Raw genomic sequence first — 23,210 nt, 5'->3', positions numbered from 1 at the left:
CTACCACTAATTCTTGGCTCCTGAGTTTTTATAATCGGGTAATAATGCGTTGGGGATCTGGCCACGTTGCCAGTATCTGCGAGCAAAACGATAAATAGACTGTTTGGTTTTGCCCGTCTCAGTCATTATTTGATTAACCACTTTGCCACGCGCTTTCGGTTCATAGCAGTTCTCAAGCTCTACCAATGGCCTGATTGCGGCATAGTTTTCATCACGTTTTAACTGAGCGGTAGAACCTGGCTCTGGAATTACAGTAGCAATGTCGCTATATGGGTCGGCTGCACGTTTGAGCACTTCATCTTGAAAACCCTGTTCTAACTCAGTTATTTCAACAAGTTCAGGAAAGGCTTTGTCATCGTGCACCTTTATCCAAAGCACGTAATAATCAAATACCATTAAAATGCGATACAAGGTTTGTTCGTATTGCAATACTTCATTGATTTGAAAAACGAAATACCTCCTGAATTTGCTCAACGTTACCTAGTTTAAGATGACCAACTTGTAGCTTTTGAACTGGCGTAAAAATATCAAAGGTAAAGTAACGGTCAGCCAGCAAAGCTCTTATCTCAAACAACGACTCTCCTAAGTCTAGCCCATAGGCGGTATCTATCTCTTTGCAGGCGTTTATAAGGGTTTTGGTTGGGTGTTTTGCAAAGTAATCGGCATAGAATCTGGCTTGCTCAATGGCGAAGTCTGAGGCTTCTTCATGTTCACCTTGCAATGGGTAAATCCACTCAACATTCACTTTAACAACTTTTGGGATCTCTTGCTCAGTGACTATTTGCCAAGGGATCTGCTTTTCATGCCAAAAGCGTTTCTCGAGTTCAAGTATCTCTATTTTTCGCTGCTCTTCCAAAGCGCTGACATATTTGGCTTGTAGCGCAAAATAGGGGAGATCTTGCGATGTTGTTTCAACAAGAAAGTCACTTGATAGGTATTGGTCAACGCCCCGAACATTTGGGTGTTTGATAGCAGCAGATTCAGCTAGCTCTAATGTTATCTCGCGCTCTAGCGGAAACTGCTCTTTGACTTGCAGCACATCTTGCCGCCACTCGAGCAAATAGAACATGGATAGTTCAAGATCGGATAATAAATGGTGGGTTCGTTTGGACTTATAACCAAAAACTCGATGTACACGGCCATCGGATGGTGCATCGTACACCGTTAACCAAGACTTGTAATCCTGATACTCGCCAGTACCGCGCCCCTCTTTAATCCACTTACGATATTGCGCCTCAGTATGGCCAATCTTCCTAGACATAATATACCGCTATAACTGATTGAAATTTCAGCATAGTCGATATTAAGCTCTAGTTTCAAGTTCCTTTATTTAACTAAGAACTTTCAATCTACTGTATAAGCATTAATCGCATTACTACAGAATGTTTCTAAAGTTGCTAATTCACGTGCTAAATCTACCTCACCTAAACTTATCAAACTATTCTTTATAACTTTTATTCTTGTGTGTATGGTTTGCATCAAATTCAAATACAGACAGACATGTAAGCTAAAAAATTCCAGAGGGAAATTTTTATAATAAGCATAGTAACCATGTAAGTTACTCAAATAGACCCTAAATAACTCAGTTTCTTTCTCTAGCTCACTACAAAGGAATTCAACAGGATCTTTAAATTTAAGCAAATATTGCTTCATAACTTCAGTTTTATACCTATGAGGATTAACTTTGGAGTCAAACAAATAATGCTCTAAATAGCCGGACGTTTTCACAAAATTTGAGATATCCCTATCTAAGTCAGGATACTTTTCCAACAACTCATTTACATCGTTGATGGTATTAATTTCAGAAGACTTCCTGTTTGGCAATGATTCAATTAGGTCCCGTGTCAGCCCTAACCATTTATATGTTTGTAATTGATGCGCAACATTCGGGTCAGAACTGTTTGCAAATTCTATTTCTCTTTCTGATGCAATTTTTAAAACATCATGGACTTGTTCAAAAACGCTACATAACCCCAATTGTTTTGGGGTGCAGTATGCTGGATAACGCAAATTACCTAAGTAAATACCTGCGTTATCATATGCTTTAGCTACCAACCTTGAACAAAATTGCTTTTTTGTCTCCTTAACTTTACACGCTCTGAGAGCCTTCATACTTACAGCTTCTGGTAGCGCATATAGACTGCCAACTTGAGAACGAGCGTAATCACAAACCTTGTACAATAAATCATCAGACAATGGTTCTTTATATCTAAAAACTGCAACTTGATTTTCTTTGAAAAATGGAAGTCGCTGTATACTCTTTGAAAAAACGCCACTTAATGTTGCTTCTATTGTCGTCCCACCAACATATAGTGCAGCATGTGAATATCGGCCTAAAGTCATTAACCTTATACCGGAACTTGTAAATGTCTTTTCAGAAGAAAGAATGATATCTCCAATTCTCAGTTTATCCTTATCTAAGAGATAAGTAATCTGGCCCATATCCATATTTCCGTTTTCAAACGAGAGTACTATGATAATGGCTTATTTAAATAAAAAAGTCAGCATAAGAGGGCTTGCAGTATGAAACTTTATTGTTTGGGATGATACTTTATTGTATGGGGTGAAACTTTATTGTTCACCCACAACAAAGGCGCTTGCGCGCCTTTTCTTATTCTACCGTTACACTCTTTGCGAGGTTTCTCGGTTGGTCAACATCGGTGCCTTTGATCACGGCTACATAGTATGAAAGTAGCTGTAGTGGGATGGTGTAAACCACTGGGGCGATGATGTTTTCTACGTGGTTGACGTTCATTACTCGCATGGTGTCGTCTGAGGCAAAGTTTGAGTCTTTGTCCGCGAATACGTAGATGATACCGCCGCGTGCGCGTACTTCTTCAACGTTTGATTTGAGCTTTTCAAGCAGCTCGTTGTTTGGTGCAACGACGATGATAGGCATGTCTGCGTCGATAAGCGCGAGCGGGCCGTGTTTTAGCTCGCCTGCCGCATAGGCTTCGGCGTGGATGTAAGAGATTTCTTTAAGCTTAAGTGCGCCTTCCATTGCGATTGGGTATTGTGAGCCACGACCTAAGAACAATGAGTGATGTTTGTCGGCAAATTCTTCTGCAAGTAGCTCAATGCCGTCAGCCATCGTTAGAGTTTCTTCAAGCTTGGTTGGCAGGGTTTTAATGGCGTTGACGATTGCACTTTGATCACGGCCTTTTTCCTGCGCGATCGATGCCGTTAGCATCAATAAGCCAACTAATTGAGTCGTAAAGGCTTTAGTTGATGCCACACCGATTTCTGCGCCTGCTTTGGTCATAAAGGCAAGATCTGACTCACGTACAAGTGATGAGCCTGGTACGTTACAGATGGTCATTGACGCCATATAGCCTTGCTCTTTGGCAAGACGCAGTGCCGCGAGCGTGTCTGCGGTTTCGCCTGATTGTGAAATGGTTACCAATAGGCTGTTTTCGTGAACAAATGAGTCGCGGTAGCGAAACTCTGAGGCGATTTCAACATTACAGCTTACGCCTGCAAATTGCTCTAGCCAGTAGCGCGCCACCATGCCTGAGTGGTAAGACGTACCACATGCGATGATCTGAACGTGTTTTACATCTTTAAAGATTTCATTAGCTTTGTCGCCAAATGCGTCGATACTGACGCGATCGTTGTCTAAACGGCCTTCAAGTGTATTACGTACTGCCATTGGCTGCTCGTAGATTTCTTTTAGCATGTAGTGGCGATATTCACCTTTGCCCGACGCATCTTGCGTGATGTTAGACTCAACCACTTCGCGTTCTACAGGATTGCCGTTTATGTCGAAGATTTCTACCGTTTCGCGAGTAATGCGTGCTACATCGCCTTCTTCTAAAAAGATAAAGCTGCGGGTTACTGGTAATAGCGCGAGCTGATCAGAGGCGATAAAGTTTTCACCAAGGCCAAGGCCGATCACCAGTGGGCTGCCTGAGCGTGCCACGATGATTTCATCTTGGTTTGCTTTATCAAATAATACCGTACCGTATGCACCTTCAAGCTGTTTTACCGCGGCTTGCACAGCAGCAAGTAATGTAGTGTGCTGTTGTCGGAGTTGATGGATCAGGTGCACCATTACTTCGGTGTCAGTGTCAGATAAAAACTCATAGCCGTCTTCTTTGAGTGCTCTGCGCAAACCTTCATGGTTTTCAATAATGCCGTTGTGTACTAACGCAATTTCGCTGTTAGAAATATGCGGGTGCGCGTTAGCCTCTGTTACGCCGCCGTGTGTTGCCCAGCGCGTATGCGCGATACCGGTAGTACCTTTTACTTCTGCATTTTCAAGCGCAGATTCTAGGTTTACCACTTTACCTACGGCTTTCACGCTGTTGAGTGCGCCGCCTTCGCAAAGTGCTACGCCCGCAGAATCATAACCACGATATTCAAGGCGTTTTAGGCCTTCGATAAGAATTTTGTTTACTGGACGCTCAGCAACAGCGCCTACGATTCCACACATAATCTCTCCATTTTATTTGCACGTTGTGTGTAATTCAGCACAGATAAGCTGTATGCCACGTGCTTTGATCGCTTGGCGAAGGTCATCTGCCAAGTTGTTGTCGGTGATCAAAGTGGTGATCTGTGCCCAAGGTATTTCTAAATTCGGAATTTTACGGCCAATCTTGTCGGATTCGACCATCACAATGACTTCACGGGCTGACTTTGCCATCACACGGCTCAGCCCAATTAATTCGTTGAATGTGGTTGTGCCACGTTCTACATCAATGCCATCGGCACCAATAAAAAGCTGATCAAAGTCATAGGATTGTAGTACTTGTTCTGCTACTTGCCCTTGAAATGATTCAGAATGTGGATCCCACGTCCCGCCGGTCATCAATAACGTTGGCTCATTTTCAAGCGATAACAAGCGGTTGGCAATATTCATCGCATTCGTCATCACGACTAAACCGCGCTTTTGCGCAAGCTCTGGGATTAAGGTTTCGGTGGTTCTGCCACTATCGATAATGATGCGATTGTGATCTTTAATCAGTTCAGCGGCGGCTTTGGCAATTGCTGTTTTACGTGCTGAATCTTGCTCGTCTTTACCTGATGCGGTGATCTCTTTAGGAAGGGCTATTGCACCGCCATAGCGGCGTAGTAACAGGCCACTTTTTTCTAGTGCCGTTAAATCCTTACGAATCGTAACTTCTGACGTTTCAAACTCAGCGGCAAGTGATTCTACGCTTACTTCACCGTATTCATTAACCCATGAAAGAATGGTATGTCTGCGCTGTTGAGTATTTCGTTTAGTCATTAAATAAGTTTCGTTTCGAAATTTAAGGCGATTATAGTCGAAACTTCAAAACCTAAACAAGTTAAATTTTGCACTGAACAAATTTTAACTGGAAATATTATGAGCAACGGGATACATTTCCGGATTGAGGTACTTAAAAGGATAATTAAATGAACAAAAACTTAATGACATCAATACTTTGTTGTTCACTATTCCTAGCAGGATGCGGCGGTTCAGGTGGTGACTCTACACCAGTCAACCAGGATGGCGGCAAAAATGGAAATAACGGCAACACGGATTCAAATAACGATAATACAGATTCAGGAACGGATACCACGACTAAGCCAGTCGCTAAAATTCAGGCAAGTGCCTTTGGGGAGACAGGCAACGTCATTCAGCTTAGCACTACGGGAAGTACGATCCCTGAAAATGCCGAAATAACATGGCAGTGGCAAGCCAAACCCCAAGCTAGTAACGCTCAGTTTTCTAACCCCAACGCTAAGCAAGCGCACTTTACCGCTGATGTTGCAGGTAGTTACATTGTAGGGCTAACAATCAAGTCAGGTAGTAACGAATCGACAACACAGTTTGAGATCCGTGTAAAAGAAAAAACCACACCAAGTGTGAACACGCCTCCGGTCGCTGATTTCACACTCACAAAACAGGAAATTGCCATCAACGAGCATCTACAGTTAGATGCGAGCAACAGCTCAGACTCAGACGGCGATAATCTTAGCTATAAATGGCAAGTCACTGCACCAGCTAATGTTGATGAATACACATTGGTAAGCCCTAACAATAACCTTGCCTCTTTTGCCTCTAAATTTGCGGGTGAATACACTATTACTTTAACCGTTTATGATGGTAAATCGTCACATAGCAAATCGGAAAAAGTCATCGTTGTAGATAACCAGCCAGCTCTTAAAGCGGCTATTGCAGCACCTTCAGAGGTTACATTAAGCTCAATGACTTTTGTTGAGCTGAAAAGCGATGGTAGTCAGTATCAAGGTGCAGTAACACCGCTTTGGAGTTTTGACAGCAAACCGATTGGCAGCCAAGCGGTAATGGCAACGCCAAACGGATTTAGCACCTCACTCAAAGTGGATAAGGCAGGGCAATATAAGATCCGCTTTAGCCTTAAAGACAAACAAGGCCGTTTAAGTGAAGCAACCCACACCTTAACGGCAAAATTCGGCGAAGCAAACAAACCACTTGTATTCGTCGATGCGCCAGAGTCAACCAAAATCAATGAAGCCATCGAGCTTAGTGCCAAGCGAAGTAGAGATACAAGTGGCAGACCACTCTCCTTTAGTTGGACGTTTGAGCCATTTGAAGCCAGTTTGACCTATTCCGTTACGAATGAAGATACCGACACGGTGATTTTTATGCCTCACGGAGAGGGGACTTACCGTTATTTTGTGGAGGTAAGTAACGGTGAGCTAAGCCAAACTGCCAGTGGCGTGATAAAGAGCCACCCTGAAAACTATGGACCCACAGCGTCTGTGAGCCCACAAATATCTACAGCTACGGAAGGGGAAACCAAAGTCTTTGTGGTATCCGCAGAAGATAAAGACGGCGATCCGCTCACTTATCGCTGGTCACTTGAAACGAAGCCTGAGAATAGCACTGCAGTGGTCAATAATGCTGATAATCGCGCGTCTCTTACTTTCGATGAAGCTGGTAACTATGTCCTAAAATGCATTGTGTCTGATGGCAAGGCTGACTTAGTCGTCGCGGCATTCGTCAAAGTAAGTGCTGTACAAAATAGCGCTCCAGTAATTACGGCACTGGACTATCAAGGAGTACTGAAAACAGATGCAGCGCTTTGGATAACTCCAACGGTTATGGATAGCGACAGCAACGCAGGCAATTTGACCTATTTTTGGAAGGTGGTTGCTCCATCAGGCAAAGTGATTGACAGTACCGCAGTTCATGACTCGACCCTACAATTCACTCCTGTTGCACCAGGCGACTACCAAGTAAGTTTAAGTGTTGTTGATGAAAAGTCCGCTTCCGTTGCCACTAAAACGATAACACTTTCAGTAGAATAAGGTCTCTCTACTCAATAACTTGTAAGGCTTAAGCACTCACCAATGGGCGCTTAAGCCTTTTTGTTTAAACGGATATGTCGGATGGAGTTAAGTGACGGATCTCCATATTGCTGATATGCGTTCCCGAAGAGTCCTCAGGGCCAATTTCATCATAGGCAGACTCTACTCTGAGGTAGGCTTGAGTTGCGCCGAGCTCCGCTAGCTTTGTCTCGGCCTCTCGCAGCGAGTTAAACGGTGTAAGTTTGCCCTCGGCATGCATTAAGATATGCAAGTTTCCATCACTATCTTGACCACCCGCAAGGTAATGATTTGAATCCGCGTAGCTAAGCACGATGGCATGGAGTTCTTTATTAGCGATTTTTTCTTTGAGTGTGGCAGCAAGCATAATGCTCTCCTTGTTTCACCGATTAATAATTAAACGACCCACATGTACGTTTGGTTCACCTTGGTTGTCGTGAATGTTTTGTCGCGAACCTGTTGTCGTGATAAATCACGACCTACCATCCATCCGTAGGTCGAGGTTGACCTCGACGGGATAATCATTTATCCACCACAAACCTGTTGTCGTGATAAATCACGACCTACCACCCAAACGTTGGTCGAGGTTTACGTCGGTAGGATAATCATTTACCCATTCGCAAACCTGTTGTCGTGATAAATCACGACCTACCATCCAACGTTTACCTCGACAGATTTAATCAAAGGGATTATCTTTAAAATTCACCTCTCAATTGCAAGGAGTGCACATGAGCTGGAATGACCTGAGAAAAGGCAGGATATCAATCCCGTACGCGGAATACTTCATTACGTTTAACTGCCATAAACGCACGCCCTATTTTACGGATTATCGGCTGGCACGATTGTATTGCCAATCTATCTCACATAATGAACAAAAGTTTGAGTGCCGCTGGCAAACATGGGTATTAATGCCAGATCAATTTCATGGCTTACTAACACTTGGAAATACACAACTTGGTAAGGTTGTTGGAGAATTAAAAGGCAGAACAGCTTACCTGCTAAATAGGCAATTGGATTCAAAATACAGAATTTGGCAAAGCGCGTATTACGATCATCAGCTCAGAACCACAGAAGATAGGCATACCACTGCCCGGTATATTGCCGCAAACCCACTAAGAACCAAGCTAGTAAGCCACATTGGTGAGTATCCTTATTGGAACTCACACTTTCTGTGATTCGCTAGTTAAAGGCGCTCTTCCCAACTTAGTTAACACGCTTCGATACACCGACAAGTTGCCTTCCGCCATCACCTCAATGGCAAATTCACTGCACATTTTAGCGCGGCCTTTACGGCCCATTTGCTCTCGTAAAATTGAGTCGTTAAGCAAGCGATTAAGATCTTGGGTAAACTGAGCTTGATCACTAACCGGAGCGAGTAATCCGGTTTCATTGTGCGCAACTGCTTCGGGAATACCACCGGCAGCAAAGCCCACTACAGGCACGCCAGATGCGCTACTTTGTAATAATGCGACACCTAACCCTTCCATCGATGCTGGATGTGCAACGATATCAACCGCCGGTAAAATACGTGCTACGTCTTGTCGAAATCCCACCAGCTGAACAATTTTTTGCAGCCCCAGCTCGTCTATACGCGCCTGATACTGTTGCTGCTTTGGCCCTCGACCAAACAGTAATACGCGCAAGTTAGGATGCTCAGCAATGAGGTGCTTGGCTGCACGCATGATCACATCCTGCCCTTTACGCTCTATCAGTTGCGCAAAATTAGCCACAACCAAGGCATTTTGTGGCAGCTCAAACTCATCAAGCAGCCATTGCCGCTCCACACTACTTGGTGCAAAGCGCAGGGTATCAACTGCACTGTGGACTAACTTTACTTGCTCAGGAGCAATACCTTGCGAGAGTAATACTTGGCGGATCCCTTTTGAAATAGCGATAACTTTATCGTAGGCTGGGTATTTTAATTTTGACCACCAGCGCGGCTCGGTGTTATCGACTCGTCTCGATAAAATAACAGGAACATTAAGCGACTTCGCGGCAAGTAAGCCCCAAGTATCAACTCCTCGACGGCTGTGAATATGGACACAATCAGGCTGATGATGGGCAATAGCCCTTCGTAAACGCAACCATTGCATGACATCGAGATCGCCTGCCATTTTCACAGGTTCCACAATAACTTGCTTATCAACGGCTGCTATTATTTCACTATTAGGCGGGCAAACCAGCACGTTCTCAATGCCCTTTTGCTGCAACGCTTGGGTTAAATACACCACTTGTTGTGCGCCGCCATATAAGTGACGACCCGCTTCAATATGCAGAACTTTCATAGCACTTCTCCTAGTGCGTTCGAGACTCTTTGCGGCGTGAGCCCCACCATACAGTCAAAACGGGCCTCACAGGTTGGCCGACGTTTGCATGGTGAGCAAGCAAGCTTATCGCTCAGCACGCGACCTTTTGGATTGAAGGTGTTTTCATACGGTAAGGTTGAACCAAACAATGCAATAACCGGAGTATGATGCGCCATCGCCATGTGGGTCAGTCCAGTATCAACGCCAATCACACCTTTTGCTCCCCGAATGATCTCGCTGCACTCAAGCAATGTCGTTTTCCCAGTTAGATTAACGATCCCCGGCATCTGTTTTTCTAAGCGCTCGCTATGAGCGATATCACTTGGTCCACCCAACATAATAATATGCGCACAAATAGACTGCTTTACTTGTTTATACAACTCACGCCAATGCCCATCTACCCAATGTTTCTGTGCTCTCGTTGTAAACGGACAAAACACCACATAAGGTTGACCTTGAGTATGCTCAAATAACAGTGCTTCTGTATGTTGTTGTGTCTCTTTTGAGGCAATGAGCGAGTATTGGAACGCCGTTTCAGGCGCACCAAAAAATTTCGCTGCTGCTCTGTATTCCGAGCTGATATCTGCAGACCAAGACGAGGTCACTACCTTATTCATAAGCCACTGACTGCCTTCGCGACTATTGATCCCAACCTTGTATTGAGCGCCGCTAAGCCAAGCTAGCACGCCACTTTTAAGGAGTCCTTGAGCGTCGAGCACTAGGTCGAATTGTCGACTAGCCAACTGCTTTTTAAAGCTATTAACGTGCTTCAGTAGCGCTATGATCCCCTGTGTTTTTCGCACTTTTTGCCACTCATTGCGAGGCCACAGGATCACCTCATCTAGCAATGGATTTTGTTGTAGCAAGGTCGCGCCAGCTGGCTCTGCTAACCAGCTCAGTTTTGCTTCTGGATAACGTGCCTTTAGTGCAGAAATAAGACCTGACGCCATCACGATGTCACCAATAGCACTGAGTCGGACAATAAGGATATTGCTGTATTGCATTGTTATCTGATCACCATTGGATGTAATCGGGTACTATGAACTGGCCGTTGCGCTTGCTTTAACTGATATAAAACTTGCAATGTGGTTTTGTGTAGTGCGCCATTATGCGCTGCGATAGCGGCTTGCCCAACCTGTATTTGTTGTGCTGTTGCTGCACTATTTTGCCAAAAGCCGATGACTTCTCTGGCTATTTGCTGTGGCTCGTTACCCTCAACAAGTGCGCCAGCTTGACTCAGCGGCGCACATATATCTTCACAATTTCGTCGACTACTTCCCATTACGACGGCAGCCCCTTGGACAATGGCTTCAGCAGGATTATGACCACCGAGCTTAACTAACGAGCCACCGATAAAGGCAACGTGGGCATCACGATAAAACGCAAATAGTTTGCCCATCGTATCGAGCAGATACACTTGCGTATTTTCCGTTAGTGTTGGCGTGTGCGAGTAACGCTGACAACTCAGCCCACTTGCTTGCAGCAGCTGCCATACCTCATCAAATCTTTCAGGATGACGCGGTGCGATAATTAGCTGAGCTGTAGGATTTTGCTGTAACAACTGTTTGTGCGCTGCAACCACCGCTATTTCTTCGGTGTCATGCGTGCTCCCTGCAATCCATGTCAGCTGAGAGGGTTTTTGCGTTGGGGCGGCATGTTTCTGTTCTGGCCAATCGTACTTGATATTACCGCACATCATCAGTTTTTCAGGTGGTACACCCAGCTCGCGAAAAGCTTGATAACTGAGCTCGCTTTGCGGCAGGATTTTATGCACCTTGGACACCATAAAGGTAAAAAGACCTAACATTTTGGCATATCGATTTTTTGATCTGTCGGTCATGCGGGCATTTACCAGCATCACTCTACTGCCTTGGTTGCGCGACTGACGGATAAGATTCGGCCACCACTCCATCTCAACCGACATGGTCAATACCGGATTAAAATGCGCCAAAAACGCACCGACTGTCAATTGAAAGTCCAGTGGCAGATAAGTGTGAATGACTTGCTCCCCCCAGTTGCGCTCAATATAGTTGGAGCCTGCAACCGTGGTACAAGTAAAAACAATGGGTAAATGAGGATGCTGTTTACGCAGCTCAGGAATAACTTTAGCAATAGCGGCGCATTCGCCGACAGAAACGCCATGTAAATGAATACAGGCGGGTAAACGCTTACAATTATAGACACCTAAGCGCTGTAAAAAGTGCTTTTTATAACCCGGTTTACGTAGCCATTTTTTTAATAAGATCAGCGCAATCAAAGGTAAGCACAACAACAGGATACTGTTATAAACACCAATCCAAAGTGAATTAGCTGATCTTCTACGAAGACGAGAGGTTGTCTTAACCTTAGCCATAGCTACACCTTGTTATTCAAGCCTGAATTAACCCCAGTGTAACTATGGTTTTTGACACTAAATTGACAGTGGTAAGCCAAGTAAAGATTCTGACAGAAATTGTGTGACAAGTTGAGGCTTACTAGCACCTAGCGCTTACGAATGCCGACTTCTTAGCACGCTTTGCTGCCCGCGGCGACATATTCACACGATTAAAAGCCAGAAATGGTCGTGCCGGCATTAGCGATGAACACATCAAGAAATAAACGATAAAAGCGGCCTAAGTTAGGCCGCAATTTCTTGAGTGATTACCAATTTAATTTACTCATATCGCAAGATTAGCGACGGACGTGTACTCGCCGCTTTAAACGCAAGTGTAGCAACGGTGAGCCAAGTGATCCCCGCAACGGCTAAAGCTGCAACTCCATAAACCCATAGCGCTTGCTCGATACGGTCATTAAAATTGGCAAGCCAATCACCAACCAACCAATAGGTAATTGGGTAAGCAATGGCAATACTGACTGCCACTAGTGTAAGGAACTCTTTAGCTAAGATATTCACAATACTTAATCGTGACGCGCCTAAGACTTTGCGCACAGCCACTTCCTTTTGGCGACGTACAGTCGCAAAGGATGCTAGACCAAAAGTCCCCAAGCACGTCAGGAATACCGCAAGGCCAGTAAAGATCAACACGACTAGAGAGACTCGTTCATCACCACGTAGAACCGCTTTATAATTATCTGACATTAGGCTGATATTCGGTTCATAGAGGTTGGCGTTTTTGGCAAGAATATCAGTCACCTGCTCTTGCACGTAGCCGATATTTTGAGTATTTACCGTCATGATTATTTCGCCTACTGTACTTTGACTAAATCCGCACAGGAAGATGATGTTAGAGTTTGCATCTTGGGCATTACCCACTTTTACATCAGCTACAACTCCCACAACTCTCATATTCAAGCCTAAGCCTTTATCCAAAATGGTTTGTCCAATTATATCTTGATAATTTGAGTAACCGGCTTGCTTTGCAACAGTTTCAGTTATGATCACCCCAACGTTGGTACTGTTACCATTTTGAGATGCCCAGTCTGCAGCGTATGTACGGCTAAAATCACGCCCCGCTAATAATGTCAGCCCTAATCCTTCAACCAAGTTATAGCCGACACCAATAGTCGGTGTTATCCCCTCTGATTGCTCTCCATTTGGCCACGTTGGTGAAACACTGCTATTGATTGATACTGTCAGTTTCGTATCGATTAAATTCAGGGCTTCTACACCATCTATTGCTGTAAGTCTATTCACTAGTGCCGTTGGCTCTTTCGAAAAAATAAACGATGCCGGTATATCTGAAACCACAACACGTTGCTCTGTCTCATACCCCAGAGGTAAGCTTTGCAAGTGTCTAAGCTGCTGCTGCAATGTTACCGATGCAATGATCAAAGCGATTGATAAAGCAGCTTGAAAAGTCAGTAAACTTTTACGTACAAAGATTGCAGTATTACCCCTTTGCAAATCGCCACTAAGCACTCGCTTCGCACTAAAAGATGAAATAAATAACGCGGGATATAACCCAGCGCCAATACCAACGGCAATTGCTACACCCAAGATGACAACACTAAACATCGACATATAGTCAATAAACAGCGCTCTATCTACAAGTTGATTAAAGCTTGGTAAAAATAGCTCTACCAGGACACAGGCAATAATCATCGATAATAGAGATACCAATACTGACTCAGCCAAAAACTGCGTGACCAATTGAGTCTTACTGGCCCCTAGCGCTTTACGCACCCCCACCTCTTTAGCACGCTTTGCCGACTGAGCAACCGTCATATTAATAAAGTTAAAGCCTGCGATCAGGATAAGCAGAATACTCAGCCCAGCACAGATCACGACAACCTGCTCCGTTCCTCCTGATTTCATCTCAAATGGTGACTTTGCTGTGAGGTGAAGATCACGCAATGGGTGTAACTCGATCGCGAGCTTACCTTTCATCGGGCCATCAAAGTATTTATCAGTAAATATTTGCTCAAGCGCAGCGACGTCTGTATTTTCAGCAAGTTTAAGATAAACGTAATTGGAGTTGATATCTAAATTAGAAAGGTCGTGTTCAACATAGACTAAGCTTTTGAATGAAAAGTGTGTATTTTCAGGTAAATCCTTAAATACGGCCTTCACGGTGTATTGGCCGCCTTTGAAATCAAGAGTTTCACCTTCAATATTAATCGTGCCAAAAATTCGCAACGCTTCAGACTCATTTAACGCGATACCATTTGGTACGCTCAACGCATTGCTCAAGTCGCCAGTTAGCGTATCAATATTGATGAAGTCTTGGATATTTGGAGTAGCTCCTAGTACTTCTGTTAATTTATAACCTTGACCATTATGCTGCACGTCTGTTTCAGCTTGATTTGTCCAATCTACTTTTGTGAGTGCAAATACAGACTCGATCTGACTATATTGTTCCATTTCTTTCGCGCGAGCAAAGTTAGAAATTGGCACCACCGCCAAGCCAAGCTTAGTGTAGTCCTGACCGATACGATAAATCTGCTCCGCATCTGGTTGTTGGCTGTCGTAAGACAGTTCATTTCTAGCAAAAGACGCAACCAAAATTGCGGCAGCAAGGCCAACGCTAAGACCTACAACATTCAATATAAAATGTTGCTTTTGCTGCTTAAAGGAGCGTAAAGCTGTAATTAAATAATTGGCTATCATGGTTAGGCCACCTCACTATCTGGAATTTGGATGGCGGTATTTGCCTTATCCAACATGACTTGACCATCTAATAGGCGCACTAATCTATCTGCATAGGTTCCTTCTTTTTCAGAGTGAGTAACCATAATCACAGTGGTACCGTCTTTATTCAACTCACGCAACATCGTCATTACTTCTTCACCATTCTTGGAATCCAAGTTCCCTGTTGGCTCATCCGCTAAAATTAGTTTAGGGTTAATAACCAAGGCTCGTGCTACCGCTACACGCTGCTGCTGACCACCGGACAGCTGCTGAGGCAGGTGATCCGCTCGGTGATCAATTGCTACACGCTTTAAAATCTGCTCAACACGCTGCTTACGTTCACTTTTAGAGATGTTTTGGTATTGCAGCGGTAGTTCGACATTTTCAAATACCGTCAGCTCGTCAATCAGGTTAAAGCTTTGGAAAACGAAACCGATTGACGCTTTACGTAACTGTGATAGCTGCTTCTCGGTGTAGCCCGCAATGTCAGTACCTGCAAACTCAAACTGACCAGAAGATGGAGAGTCCAGCATTCCAAGAATTGAAAGTAAGGTAGATTTACCACAGCCTGACGGTCCCATGATTGCGACAAACTCACCCTCATTAACAGTTAAGTTAATATCGTTTAGCGCAGTAGTCTCCACGTCTTGAGTACGGAATACACGGTTTAGGTTAGTTAGTTTTATCATTGTAATATCCTTAGAAATGTAGTTGTTGCGCTTTGTCGAAGTTGCTATAGCTTGAGGTAATTACTCTTTCACCTTGTGATAGGCCGTCTAGGACTTCATAATAGTCTTGATTCTTTTTACCTAAACGAATGTCACGACGCTCAGCAGACTTACCATCGTTTGCAAGTACGTATACCCAGTTACCGCCAGAGCTAGTAAAGAAAGCACCACGCTTTAACAATAACGCATTTTCTTTGTTACCACCGAGCATCAGCTCGACATCAATACTTTGGCCACGCTTAATATCGCTTTGACCACTTGGCAGAGCGACTTCTACCTGAAACTGTGATTGGGTAACGCGACTATCAATTTTGCTCACCTTTGCCGTAACAACACCACTGTCTAATAGCACATTTACTGCCATTTCAGGTTGTACTTGGTTTAAATAGAACTCATCGAGGCGTACAACCAACTTGTATTCATTTGGAATATCAATTTGACCTAAACGCGCCCCCTTACTCTTTGATTCGCCAATTTCTACATCCAGCTCACTCAAATAACCCGATACCGGCGCTTTGATCAATAGGTTTTCAAGGTTTTTACGCGCAAACTGCAAATTCTTCTGTAACATCGCGGCGCTATCTTCTAATTGCGCAACTTGTACTTTTCTAATCGAATTTTCCTGTGTTTGACGCTCTAATGTCAGTTCTTTTCGCGCTTTGTAGTACTTTAAATCGTCTTCAATTTCAGAAAGCCTATCTGTTGCCAGCACCCCTTTTTCAACCAACGGCTTAGACTGCTTGTAACGGCGTTCTAGGTGACTAATTTGCAAATCAATTTCAAGCAAATCACGGCGTAGATTAAGGCGGCTGGTTTCCATCGTCATTTGTGTGTTTCGCAGGAAGTTAAGCTGCTCCGTAACCTGAGCTTCACGACTCATTACGTCTAGCTGTAAACTAGTGTTGCTCAACCTGACTAATGGCTGGCCGGCTTCAACATATTCACCCTGCTCGACTAAGCGCTCTTCCACTTGACCACCTGCGATAGTATCCAAGTAAATGGTAGTTTTTGGTACGACCTGACCACGCAGACTTAGGGCATCAACAAAAGCACCTTTACTGACGGTACTTACTGTCAGGCTGCGTAGTTCCAAGTTTTGGCTACGACCTGAAGATGAGGTGTTATTAAACGCAAATGCAGCAGCTGCAATGCCAAGTAACACACCACCAACAACGCCTTTTTTAAGATGCTTTTGTAGTCCTGAACGTTCTATTTTCTTATCCATATTCACGCCCCTTGTTCTGTATTAGTTAAATCGCTTTATCGGATATATAAGACTTATAATCAAACTTCATGCCAATGGCATTTACTAGATACATAACAACGAGTTAAATAGAGATCGAGTTATTTTCCAATGTTAAACTGTCCGAAAATAGAACACATATAGATCAGAAAAGTGTCCAAAAGTGAACACTTTTTCATGGACGCCACAGCTTGAAGTGCGCTAGGCTAAAAGAAAAACAAAGCACTCTAAGTATGAAGCAAGAAGGCACTATATTAATTGTCGACGACAACAGCGATATATTAATTGCAGCAAAGCTGTTGCTAAAAAAGCATTACCAAACCATCATCACCACAGATAATCCTTTTGATATAGAAGCGCAGATTGCATCACAGCAAATAGATGTGATCTTACTCGATATGAACTTTAGCCAAGATGCCATTAGTGGCAAAGAGGGCTTTTATTGGTTAAAGAAAATTGTCGAACAAGACCCAAGTATCGTGGTGTTGTTAATGACCGCCTATGGTGATATTCAACTTGCTGTCGATGCGATAAAAGCAGGCGCTGCAGACTTTATCGCTAAGCCTTGGCAGAACGACCAACTACTGGGTGCGGTTGCTGCCGCATTTGCTCATGCCAAAGACAAACAGCAAGTTGGTAAGCTCACTCGTCAGGCCCAAGGGTTAAATCAGGCACTCAATCAGTCTAGTGGTAGTCATCAATTTGCTTTTTTAGGCCAAAGCCCAGCCATGCAAAAGGTGTTTAGTACTATCGAACGTGCGGCACTCACTGATGCCAACATTTTGATCACCGGTGAAAGTGGCACCGGCAAAGAACTTGCTGCACATGCCATCCACCAAGCCAGTACGCGTCGCGACAATACTTTTATCAGTCTAGACATGGGCGCTATCTCCGAAAGTTTGTTTGAAAGCGAGCTGTTTGGTCATAGAAAAGGCGCATTTACCGATGCTAAAGAAGACAAAGTTGGCCGATTTGAATTAGCACACGAAGGGAGTCTATTTTTAGATGAATTGGGAAACTTACCCATGAATCAACAAACAACGCTACTTGCCGCGTTACAAAATAGACAGATCACTCCAGTTGGGGGAAACAAACCCATCTCGGTGGATATTCGACTAATCTGTGCCACCAATGACAACCTACAACAAGCGGTTGATGAAGGCCGTTTCAGACAAGATTTATTATATCGGATCAATACGATAGAGATCCGCCTTCCGCCACTTCGTGAGCGTACTGATGATATTCCACTACTTGTAAACTATTACCTTGAACACTATTGCCACAAATATAAGCGGCAGCTTGAGATACACAGCCTAGACATGCAGAGTCTACAAGCATATCAATGGCCAGGAAATGTCAGGGAACTGGCACATGCAATTGAAAGAGCGGTGATCCTAAGTGAAAACGAATTTTTGGACATCAGCACAGTGGTTAAGACAGCCTCAGCGCCAGCGGAAGCAATAATTACTGAAGATAAAAGCGATACTAATACACTGATTTCCAATGATACTTTTAACCTTGAAGAGATAGAACAACGTACTGTGCGTGCAGCGCTCAAGCACTATCAAGGCAATGTCTCAAACGCCGCAAAGGCACTCGGATTAACCCGAGGGGCAATGTACCGTCGACTAGAAAAATACGATTTGTAGGCAAGAAAATATGGTTCGCTTTACGCAACATCCTACAATAGTCTTTTTCAGTACAATTCTTGGTCTTGTTGCCTTTATTGGGCTCTCGATAATTTTGTATATACAAGGAGGATTCTCGGCGACTTGGCTCCTAGTCACGCTAATAGCTATCGCTTTCAGCTCCACTTTATACCTTCAATTTAATAAACAGAACAAGCACATGACTTTTGTTTTGAAATCACTCGCGAATGGCGATAGTTCATTGGGGTTGAGCCAACATCATCCCATGCGGCAACATTTAGAAGAGATTAAAACGAGAATCCAAAGTGCACGTTTTATCGCAGAGCAACAGGCCCACTTCTTACAGACCCTCTTGGTGCATATAGATTTAGCCGTACTGGTTTTCGATAAAGATGGCAATGTCATTGAGTCCAACCCAGCTGTAACTCGGCTGCTAGGAAAAACCATCAACCATAGTCAGGATTTAGCGCATATCACACCATTAATTAATGAGTGCGATAATAGCGTAAAGACAATCGCAAATTGGCAGCACGGCGAGCAACAAGATAACTTGTCTATACAAATAACGTCGGCACAGATCCAAGGCCAGATCCGTAAAATTGTCACCTTACAATCCATTCGAGATGCTTTACAAAATAAAGAGCAGCAGGCTTATAAGCGCCTCACCAAAGTGCTTACGCACGAAGTCGCTAACTCTATCACCCCGCTGTCATCCATTGCCCAAACCTGTGAAGGGCTACTGCCAGACACGCTAAGTTTTGACGATGAAGAAGACAAACAAGACCTAGCCCTAGCGCTGCAAACATTAGCAAAACGCACTGAATATTTAGGCGCATTTATCGCCCGCTTTAGAAAAGTCAGCAACTTACCAAGCCCAGTGCTGCAACCTGCCCAGCTTGCGTCGATTGTAGAGGGGATTTATCAGTTACATCAACAAACCTGTCATCAAGCGAACATAGACTTACAACTTGATATTAGCCATTCCCAACTGGTGATGTTAGATACGGCTCAGATTGAGCAAGTGCTTATTAACTTAACCAAAAATGCCATTGAAGCGGTGCAGCTACGCAATGATCCAGATCAGCGAAACACGCGCCAAGTGGTGCTAAAGACCGGAGCAAATAACGCAGGCCAGCACTATGTAGAAATAAGCGACAACGGGCCCGGCATCGCAGAACATGTCATTGATATGATTTTTGTACCGTTTTTTACCACGAAGCAGCAAGGCTCTGGGATCGGCTTAAGCCTCTCGAGACAAATTATGATTAATCATGGTGGTGACTTAATTTATCTTAGGCGCGAACAAGGCGCCTGCTTTAGATGTGTATTTGGTTAACTAACCTGAACCAAGGGTAAGGCACAGTTTATCTTTGGTTCAAGCCAAATAGGACTACAGGCTAGGTCTAGCCTTGAAGATTTGTGAACTTATAAAAAGTCGGTAAACTAGAAGTATCTAATTTAGGGAAAAGTTCGTGCACACCTTATACAAACCTATTCTTACCATTTCTGGGATTGGCTGGACTGCTGTCATTGTGTTTTTGACCGCAATAGACTTGCTGCACGATTGGGTTGAAGTAGAAAGTGAAAGGCTGAATAACCCTATCTGGTGGGCCCTGCAGGAATGGGGGCTTTGGTATATTTACACGCCAATTCTCTTCTTGTGGCTAAATAAACTCAGCCAACAGGATAAGGTATGTTGGCGCAATTACTTAGTTTGCTGCTCGGTTTTATTCGTGCTGAGCATGTCTATACAAGCTGGATTCGACTATCTCGTTTATCGCGATGATATTCCCTATACCTTGTATTATTTTGCGCCATTACATCCGCTGGTGATATACGTCTGTTTTATGATTTGGCATAAATTTATTCGTATTGAAATAAACGAAGAAGACAATAGCTCTGCGATAAATCAACGTTTGCTTGTGGATTTAGGCGGCGATAAGTCATTTGTACAGATCAAAGACATAGTGCACATAGTGGCGGCTAAAAACTATGTTGAAATTCACACCGAGTCACACCAATACCTCAAACGAGCAACCCTATCTCAGTTTGAGGCCATGCTGCCCACCGATCTATTTGTGCGCACCCACCGCTCTTATTTGGTTAATCTGGCCTATGTTGAGCGTATCATCACCAAAGCTTCTGGTAATGCCATTATTAAATTATCAACGGGCGCGCAAATTAACCTGAGTAAAGGCTATAAGAAGGCTTTGAAGTCACGCTTCGATACACTCTCTCAGGCCGCGTAATACCAGCGCTATCTGAGCTTGCTCACGTTTCCCCGTCGATCCGTCCCATAGAACCACCTTACGTACCTAATGATTTGTTTTATCTGCTTTTTTATTTTTAATAGTGCTGTGACACATTTTAACTAGAAGAGAAACAATGGCATCACTTCATCACCCCATGGCAACCTATTGCGCTTTAATGAGCGTCATAAGTAGCAGCGTTTACGCCAATATGGATAACTTAAAACCGAGTGTTTATGCTGGAAGTTCACTGCAACAGTTTGCAGCACAAGATACACTTGCAGCTATCGAGCGCTTACCGTCATTCACACTCATTGAACAAAGTGGCGAGCGCGGCCTGGGTGGCAGTTCCGCCAACATTTTATTAAATGGCATGGAGATCCGCGTAAAGTCCGGGTCAGTCTCAGAGTATCTAAAACAACTTCCCGTTGATCAAATCGTTGCACTAGAAGTGTACCTAAGCCACCACCCATTCCCTTCACTTAAGCAATATAATCAAGTTGTTAACATCATTCGTGATGAAAAAAACAATGCCTATAATTGGCAACTAGGTAGCACACTCAACGCCAGCTCCTCGACTGGCATCACGGCAATGGCAGGGTTTATCTTACCTAAAGGGCAATGGACACACAGCGGCCATATTCAAGCTCAGGATGAGCCATTTAAAAGTACCAATAAAGGTCAACTGTTTGCGTCTAGTAATATTCTCGAGGAAAAGAGCGAAGAAACATTTAAAGAGCAAAGTGAGCGAATAACGCTCTCACTTACCAGCCACAAAACCATGCAGGATGGCGCCCTAACGCTCAATGTTCAGGCTGTAAAAGACCACTTGCAATCGCAATACAAATGGCTGTACCGCACACCAACTTCATCCAACGATGTTGAATCTGCGTTTTCGCAAGAGCGCGATAAAACAGACACGAGCGAAATGTCTATCGATAGGCAGTGGCAAGGTCAACACTGGAGCACACAACTTACAGGCTACTACTCAAAGCAAAAGAATGAGTTGCATATGCGTGATGGTCTCTCTGCGCAACTTTCAGCACCGAGCTTTACACAGTATAAGCGTACTGACGAGCGAGTAATTCGCTTGATGGTAAACGACGCGGCCTCGGAGTACGGTCTTGAGGCCAGTATCAATCGAGTAAATGCCAACACAGTATTGCCCGAGGAGCAGCTACACAGCACGATAAAAGAGCTAAGTATTGAGCCCTATGCAGCTTTTACTTGGTCGCTTTCACCAAAATGGCAGTTATACAGCAAACTAGCAGCCGGGCAGGCTACACTTTCGACCAACAGTAGTAAGAGCGAAGATATTCAACATCTTATCGTCAAGCCGCTGGTGCGATTAAACTATGACGCGACAAAAAGCACTCAGTTTACAACCACCTTAAAGCATGAAGTGGAACAGCTCGATTTTTCACTTTTTTTGCCAGAGCTCAACGCAGGATTTGGCCGCTTACAGTTTGGCAACCTTGAAATAAAGCCAATGCAGTACACTGAACTTGCGCTGCAAATTGATATTGAAGAAGGTGAAAGATGGCGTTTTAACGTTAAGCCTTTTTATCAGTGGCAAAAAGATGTGCATGAATATCAGCAAGATAATCGAGGAGAAAGCATAGTTGCAAATGCCGGGGATGCCGCGCTTTGGGGGCTAGATGGTGCAGTTAATCTAGACTTATCAAGCTGGATCAACAACAGTCAGCTCAATCTTGATTATAGTTATCGAGACGCATCATACCGTGATACGCTCACAGGAAAACGTACGATTAACGGGACTGTTCCACATTGGGCTAGCGTGCAGTTTCGACAAAGCTTTAATCGCTTTTCTTGGAGCGCAGAGATTTCCAGCGGGGATAGTTATCGCGAATATTACCCCGATGAGCAGTTTATTGAATCAGGCTCATTGCAATTGACTATACAAGCGCAGCTTCAAGTAAGCCAGCGAGTTAAGCTCAATCTAGAAGCTTCGCCACTCACGTCTAGATATAAATATCAACGCTTGTACTACAACACCTCACGGGCAAATAGCGTAAGCGCCGTGGAAACGATTCGTGAACGTGTACCACCGGAGTTTGCGTTCACGCTCAGTGGTAGTTGGTAGGCCGATACTAATCGTGCCTATTAGCCCCGCTTTTATTGCCTCACTGTTATTTTGTTTTGGCCGTGTTAGCATCATGGTGTTATTACGTGAAACGATTTATTTTAGTTTGCAACTAGATTACAACTTTCATCTTTCTTGGTTTGAACTTATCTATGAATATCAAAAAGATGCTTGGATTTTGGTGTTCTTTATTGCACTTATAAAAGGTTCTCAATTTAGTATTTCTAATATACTAGGCGAAGCATACCCAATAACACAACGAAGCGATGAGGATGAAATACCATTAATGTCTCTAAGGTTGTGAGTATTACCCCGCTCGCCAGTGATGACAGTGAAATCGCATTGCAAAGTGGGCAAGTAATAACACTCTCGAGAACCCATAAAACACGATTTAAACAACAACTACGCCTTGAGTAAGTGAGCAATTCGCAATCATTAGCAACCGAGTGTTATTGCGTTAATTCTATTAATCAATGCTAAATGCTGTAACGCTAAAGTTCATTTTGTATCCATTTCATCGCTCTACACTACACAGCCGCAACAGGTAAGGTGCCTATTTTTGCATTTGCACCGAATTTATATACAATC

General features: G+C 43.9%; 18 protein-coding genes. 6 read left to right on the top strand and 12 right to left on the bottom strand.

What is annotated here, in order from left to right; genetic code table 11:
• Positions 1-6 precede the first annotated feature (6 nt).
• The 5 genes from CWC03_RS05250 to CWC03_RS05230 form a co-directional block, all read right to left on the bottom strand.
• Entirely contained in the window at positions 7-429 is a 423-nt protein-coding gene (locus CWC03_RS05250) for a transposase (protein ID WP_249313952.1), read from the bottom strand.
• Positions 430-433: 4 nt separating this feature from the next.
• Positions 434-1,261 carry a TnsA endonuclease C-terminal domain-containing protein gene (locus CWC03_RS05245; protein WP_138580858.1) on the bottom strand — a complete coding sequence of 276 codons (828 nt, stop codon included), beginning with the start codon at positions 1,259-1,261 and terminating at the stop codon, positions 434-436.
• Between the two features lie 83 nt (positions 1,262-1,344).
• Positions 1,345-2,442, bottom strand: a complete 1,098-nt coding sequence (locus CWC03_RS05240; protein WP_171040207.1) for a YiiX/YebB-like N1pC/P60 family cysteine hydrolase — start codon at positions 2,440-2,442, stop codon at positions 1,345-1,347.
• 169 nt (positions 2,443-2,611) lie between these two features.
• The gene (glmS, locus tag CWC03_RS05235) at positions 2,612-4,432 is read right to left on the bottom strand and encodes a glutamine--fructose-6-phosphate transaminase (isomerizing) (protein ID WP_138580856.1); all 1,821 of its coding nucleotides are present in this window, start codon (positions 4,430-4,432) and stop codon (positions 2,612-2,614) included.
• Positions 4,433-4,444: 12 nt separating this feature from the next.
• A complete protein-coding gene (locus tag CWC03_RS05230) occupies positions 4,445-5,227 on the bottom strand; it encodes a DeoR/GlpR family DNA-binding transcription regulator (protein ID WP_138580855.1) in 783 nt (260 codons plus the stop codon).
• 149 nt (positions 5,228-5,376) lie between these two features.
• On the opposite strand from CWC03_RS05230, the gene CWC03_RS05225 reads away from it, so the two are divergent.
• Positions 5,377-7,257: a PKD domain-containing protein gene (locus CWC03_RS05225; RefSeq protein ID WP_138580854.1), complete on the top strand. Its 1,881-nt coding sequence runs from the start codon at positions 5,377-5,379 to the stop codon at positions 7,255-7,257.
• A gap of 64 nt (positions 7,258-7,321) precedes the next feature.
• Here CWC03_RS05225 and CWC03_RS05220 read toward each other — a convergent pair whose 3' ends face one another.
• Positions 7,322-7,642 (bottom strand): DUF6482 family protein, encoded by a 321-nt coding sequence (locus tag CWC03_RS05220; protein ID WP_119232173.1) that lies wholly within the window; start codon positions 7,640-7,642, stop codon positions 7,322-7,324.
• Positions 7,643-8,003: 361 nt separating this feature from the next.
• Here CWC03_RS05220 and CWC03_RS05215 point away from each other — a divergent pair, with 361 nt between their 5' ends.
• On the top strand, positions 8,004-8,450 hold the full coding sequence (locus tag CWC03_RS05215) for an REP-associated tyrosine transposase (protein ID WP_138580853.1): 447 nt from the start codon (positions 8,004-8,006) through the stop codon (positions 8,448-8,450).
• Here CWC03_RS05215 and CWC03_RS05210 read toward each other — a convergent pair.
• The 6 genes from CWC03_RS05210 to CWC03_RS05185 form a co-directional block, all read right to left on the bottom strand.
• A complete protein-coding gene (locus tag CWC03_RS05210; RefSeq protein ID WP_138580852.1) occupies positions 8,436-9,560 on the bottom strand; it encodes a glycosyltransferase in 1,125 nt (374 codons plus the stop codon). The genes CWC03_RS05215 and CWC03_RS05210 overlap by 15 nt on opposite strands.
• Positions 9,557-10,585, bottom strand: a complete 1,029-nt coding sequence (locus tag CWC03_RS05205) for a glycosyltransferase family 9 protein (protein ID WP_138580851.1) — start codon at positions 10,583-10,585, stop codon at positions 9,557-9,559. The genes CWC03_RS05210 and CWC03_RS05205 overlap by 4 nt, the downstream gene beginning before the upstream one ends.
• 2 nt (positions 10,586-10,587) lie before the next feature.
• Positions 10,588-11,934: a 3-deoxy-D-manno-octulosonic acid transferase gene (locus CWC03_RS05200; protein WP_138580850.1), complete on the bottom strand. Its 1,347-nt coding sequence runs from the start codon at positions 11,932-11,934 to the stop codon at positions 10,588-10,590.
• Between the two features lie 300 nt (positions 11,935-12,234).
• Positions 12,235-14,628 (bottom strand): ABC transporter permease, encoded by a 2,394-nt coding sequence (locus tag CWC03_RS05195; protein ID WP_138580849.1) that lies wholly within the window; start codon positions 14,626-14,628, stop codon positions 12,235-12,237.
• A 2-nt stretch (positions 14,629-14,630) separates the two neighbouring features.
• A complete protein-coding gene (locus CWC03_RS05190) occupies positions 14,631-15,338 on the bottom strand; it encodes an ABC transporter ATP-binding protein (RefSeq protein WP_138580848.1) in 708 nt (235 codons plus the stop codon).
• Positions 15,339-15,348: 10 nt separating this feature from the next.
• Positions 15,349-16,602: an efflux RND transporter periplasmic adaptor subunit gene (locus tag CWC03_RS05185; protein WP_138580847.1), complete on the bottom strand. Its 1,254-nt coding sequence runs from the start codon at positions 16,600-16,602 to the stop codon at positions 15,349-15,351.
• Between the two features lie 251 nt (positions 16,603-16,853).
• On the opposite strand from CWC03_RS05185, the gene CWC03_RS05180 reads away from it, so the two are divergent.
• The 4 genes from CWC03_RS05180 to CWC03_RS05165 all read left to right on the top strand — a co-directional run bounded on the left by CWC03_RS05180 (position 16,854) and on the right by CWC03_RS05165 (position 22,622).
• Positions 16,854-18,269 (top strand): sigma-54-dependent transcriptional regulator, encoded by a 1,416-nt coding sequence (locus CWC03_RS05180; RefSeq protein ID WP_138580846.1) that lies wholly within the window; start codon positions 16,854-16,856, stop codon positions 18,267-18,269.
• A 10-nt stretch (positions 18,270-18,279) separates the two neighbouring features.
• Entirely contained in the window at positions 18,280-19,605 is a 1,326-nt protein-coding gene (locus CWC03_RS05175) for a sensor histidine kinase (protein WP_138580845.1), read from the top strand.
• A 136-nt stretch (positions 19,606-19,741) separates the two neighbouring features.
• Positions 19,742-20,518, top strand: coding sequence for a LytR/AlgR family response regulator transcription factor (locus CWC03_RS05170; protein ID WP_138580844.1), 777 nt, complete (start codon positions 19,742-19,744; stop codon positions 20,516-20,518).
• Positions 20,519-20,654: 136 nt separating this feature from the next.
• Positions 20,655-22,622 carry a TonB-dependent receptor gene (locus CWC03_RS05165; RefSeq protein ID WP_138580843.1) on the top strand — a complete coding sequence of 656 codons (1,968 nt, stop codon included), beginning with the start codon at positions 20,655-20,657 and terminating at the stop codon, positions 22,620-22,622.
• The last annotated feature ends 588 nt before the right edge of the window (positions 22,623-23,210 follow it).

This window comes from Pseudoalteromonas sp. S2755, assembly GCF_005886535.1.
Taxonomy (GTDB): Bacteria; Pseudomonadota; Gammaproteobacteria; order Enterobacterales; family Alteromonadaceae; genus Pseudoalteromonas.
Note: the sequence above shows the minus strand (reverse complement) of the source record. Positions and strands in the feature narration are given on the sequence as shown.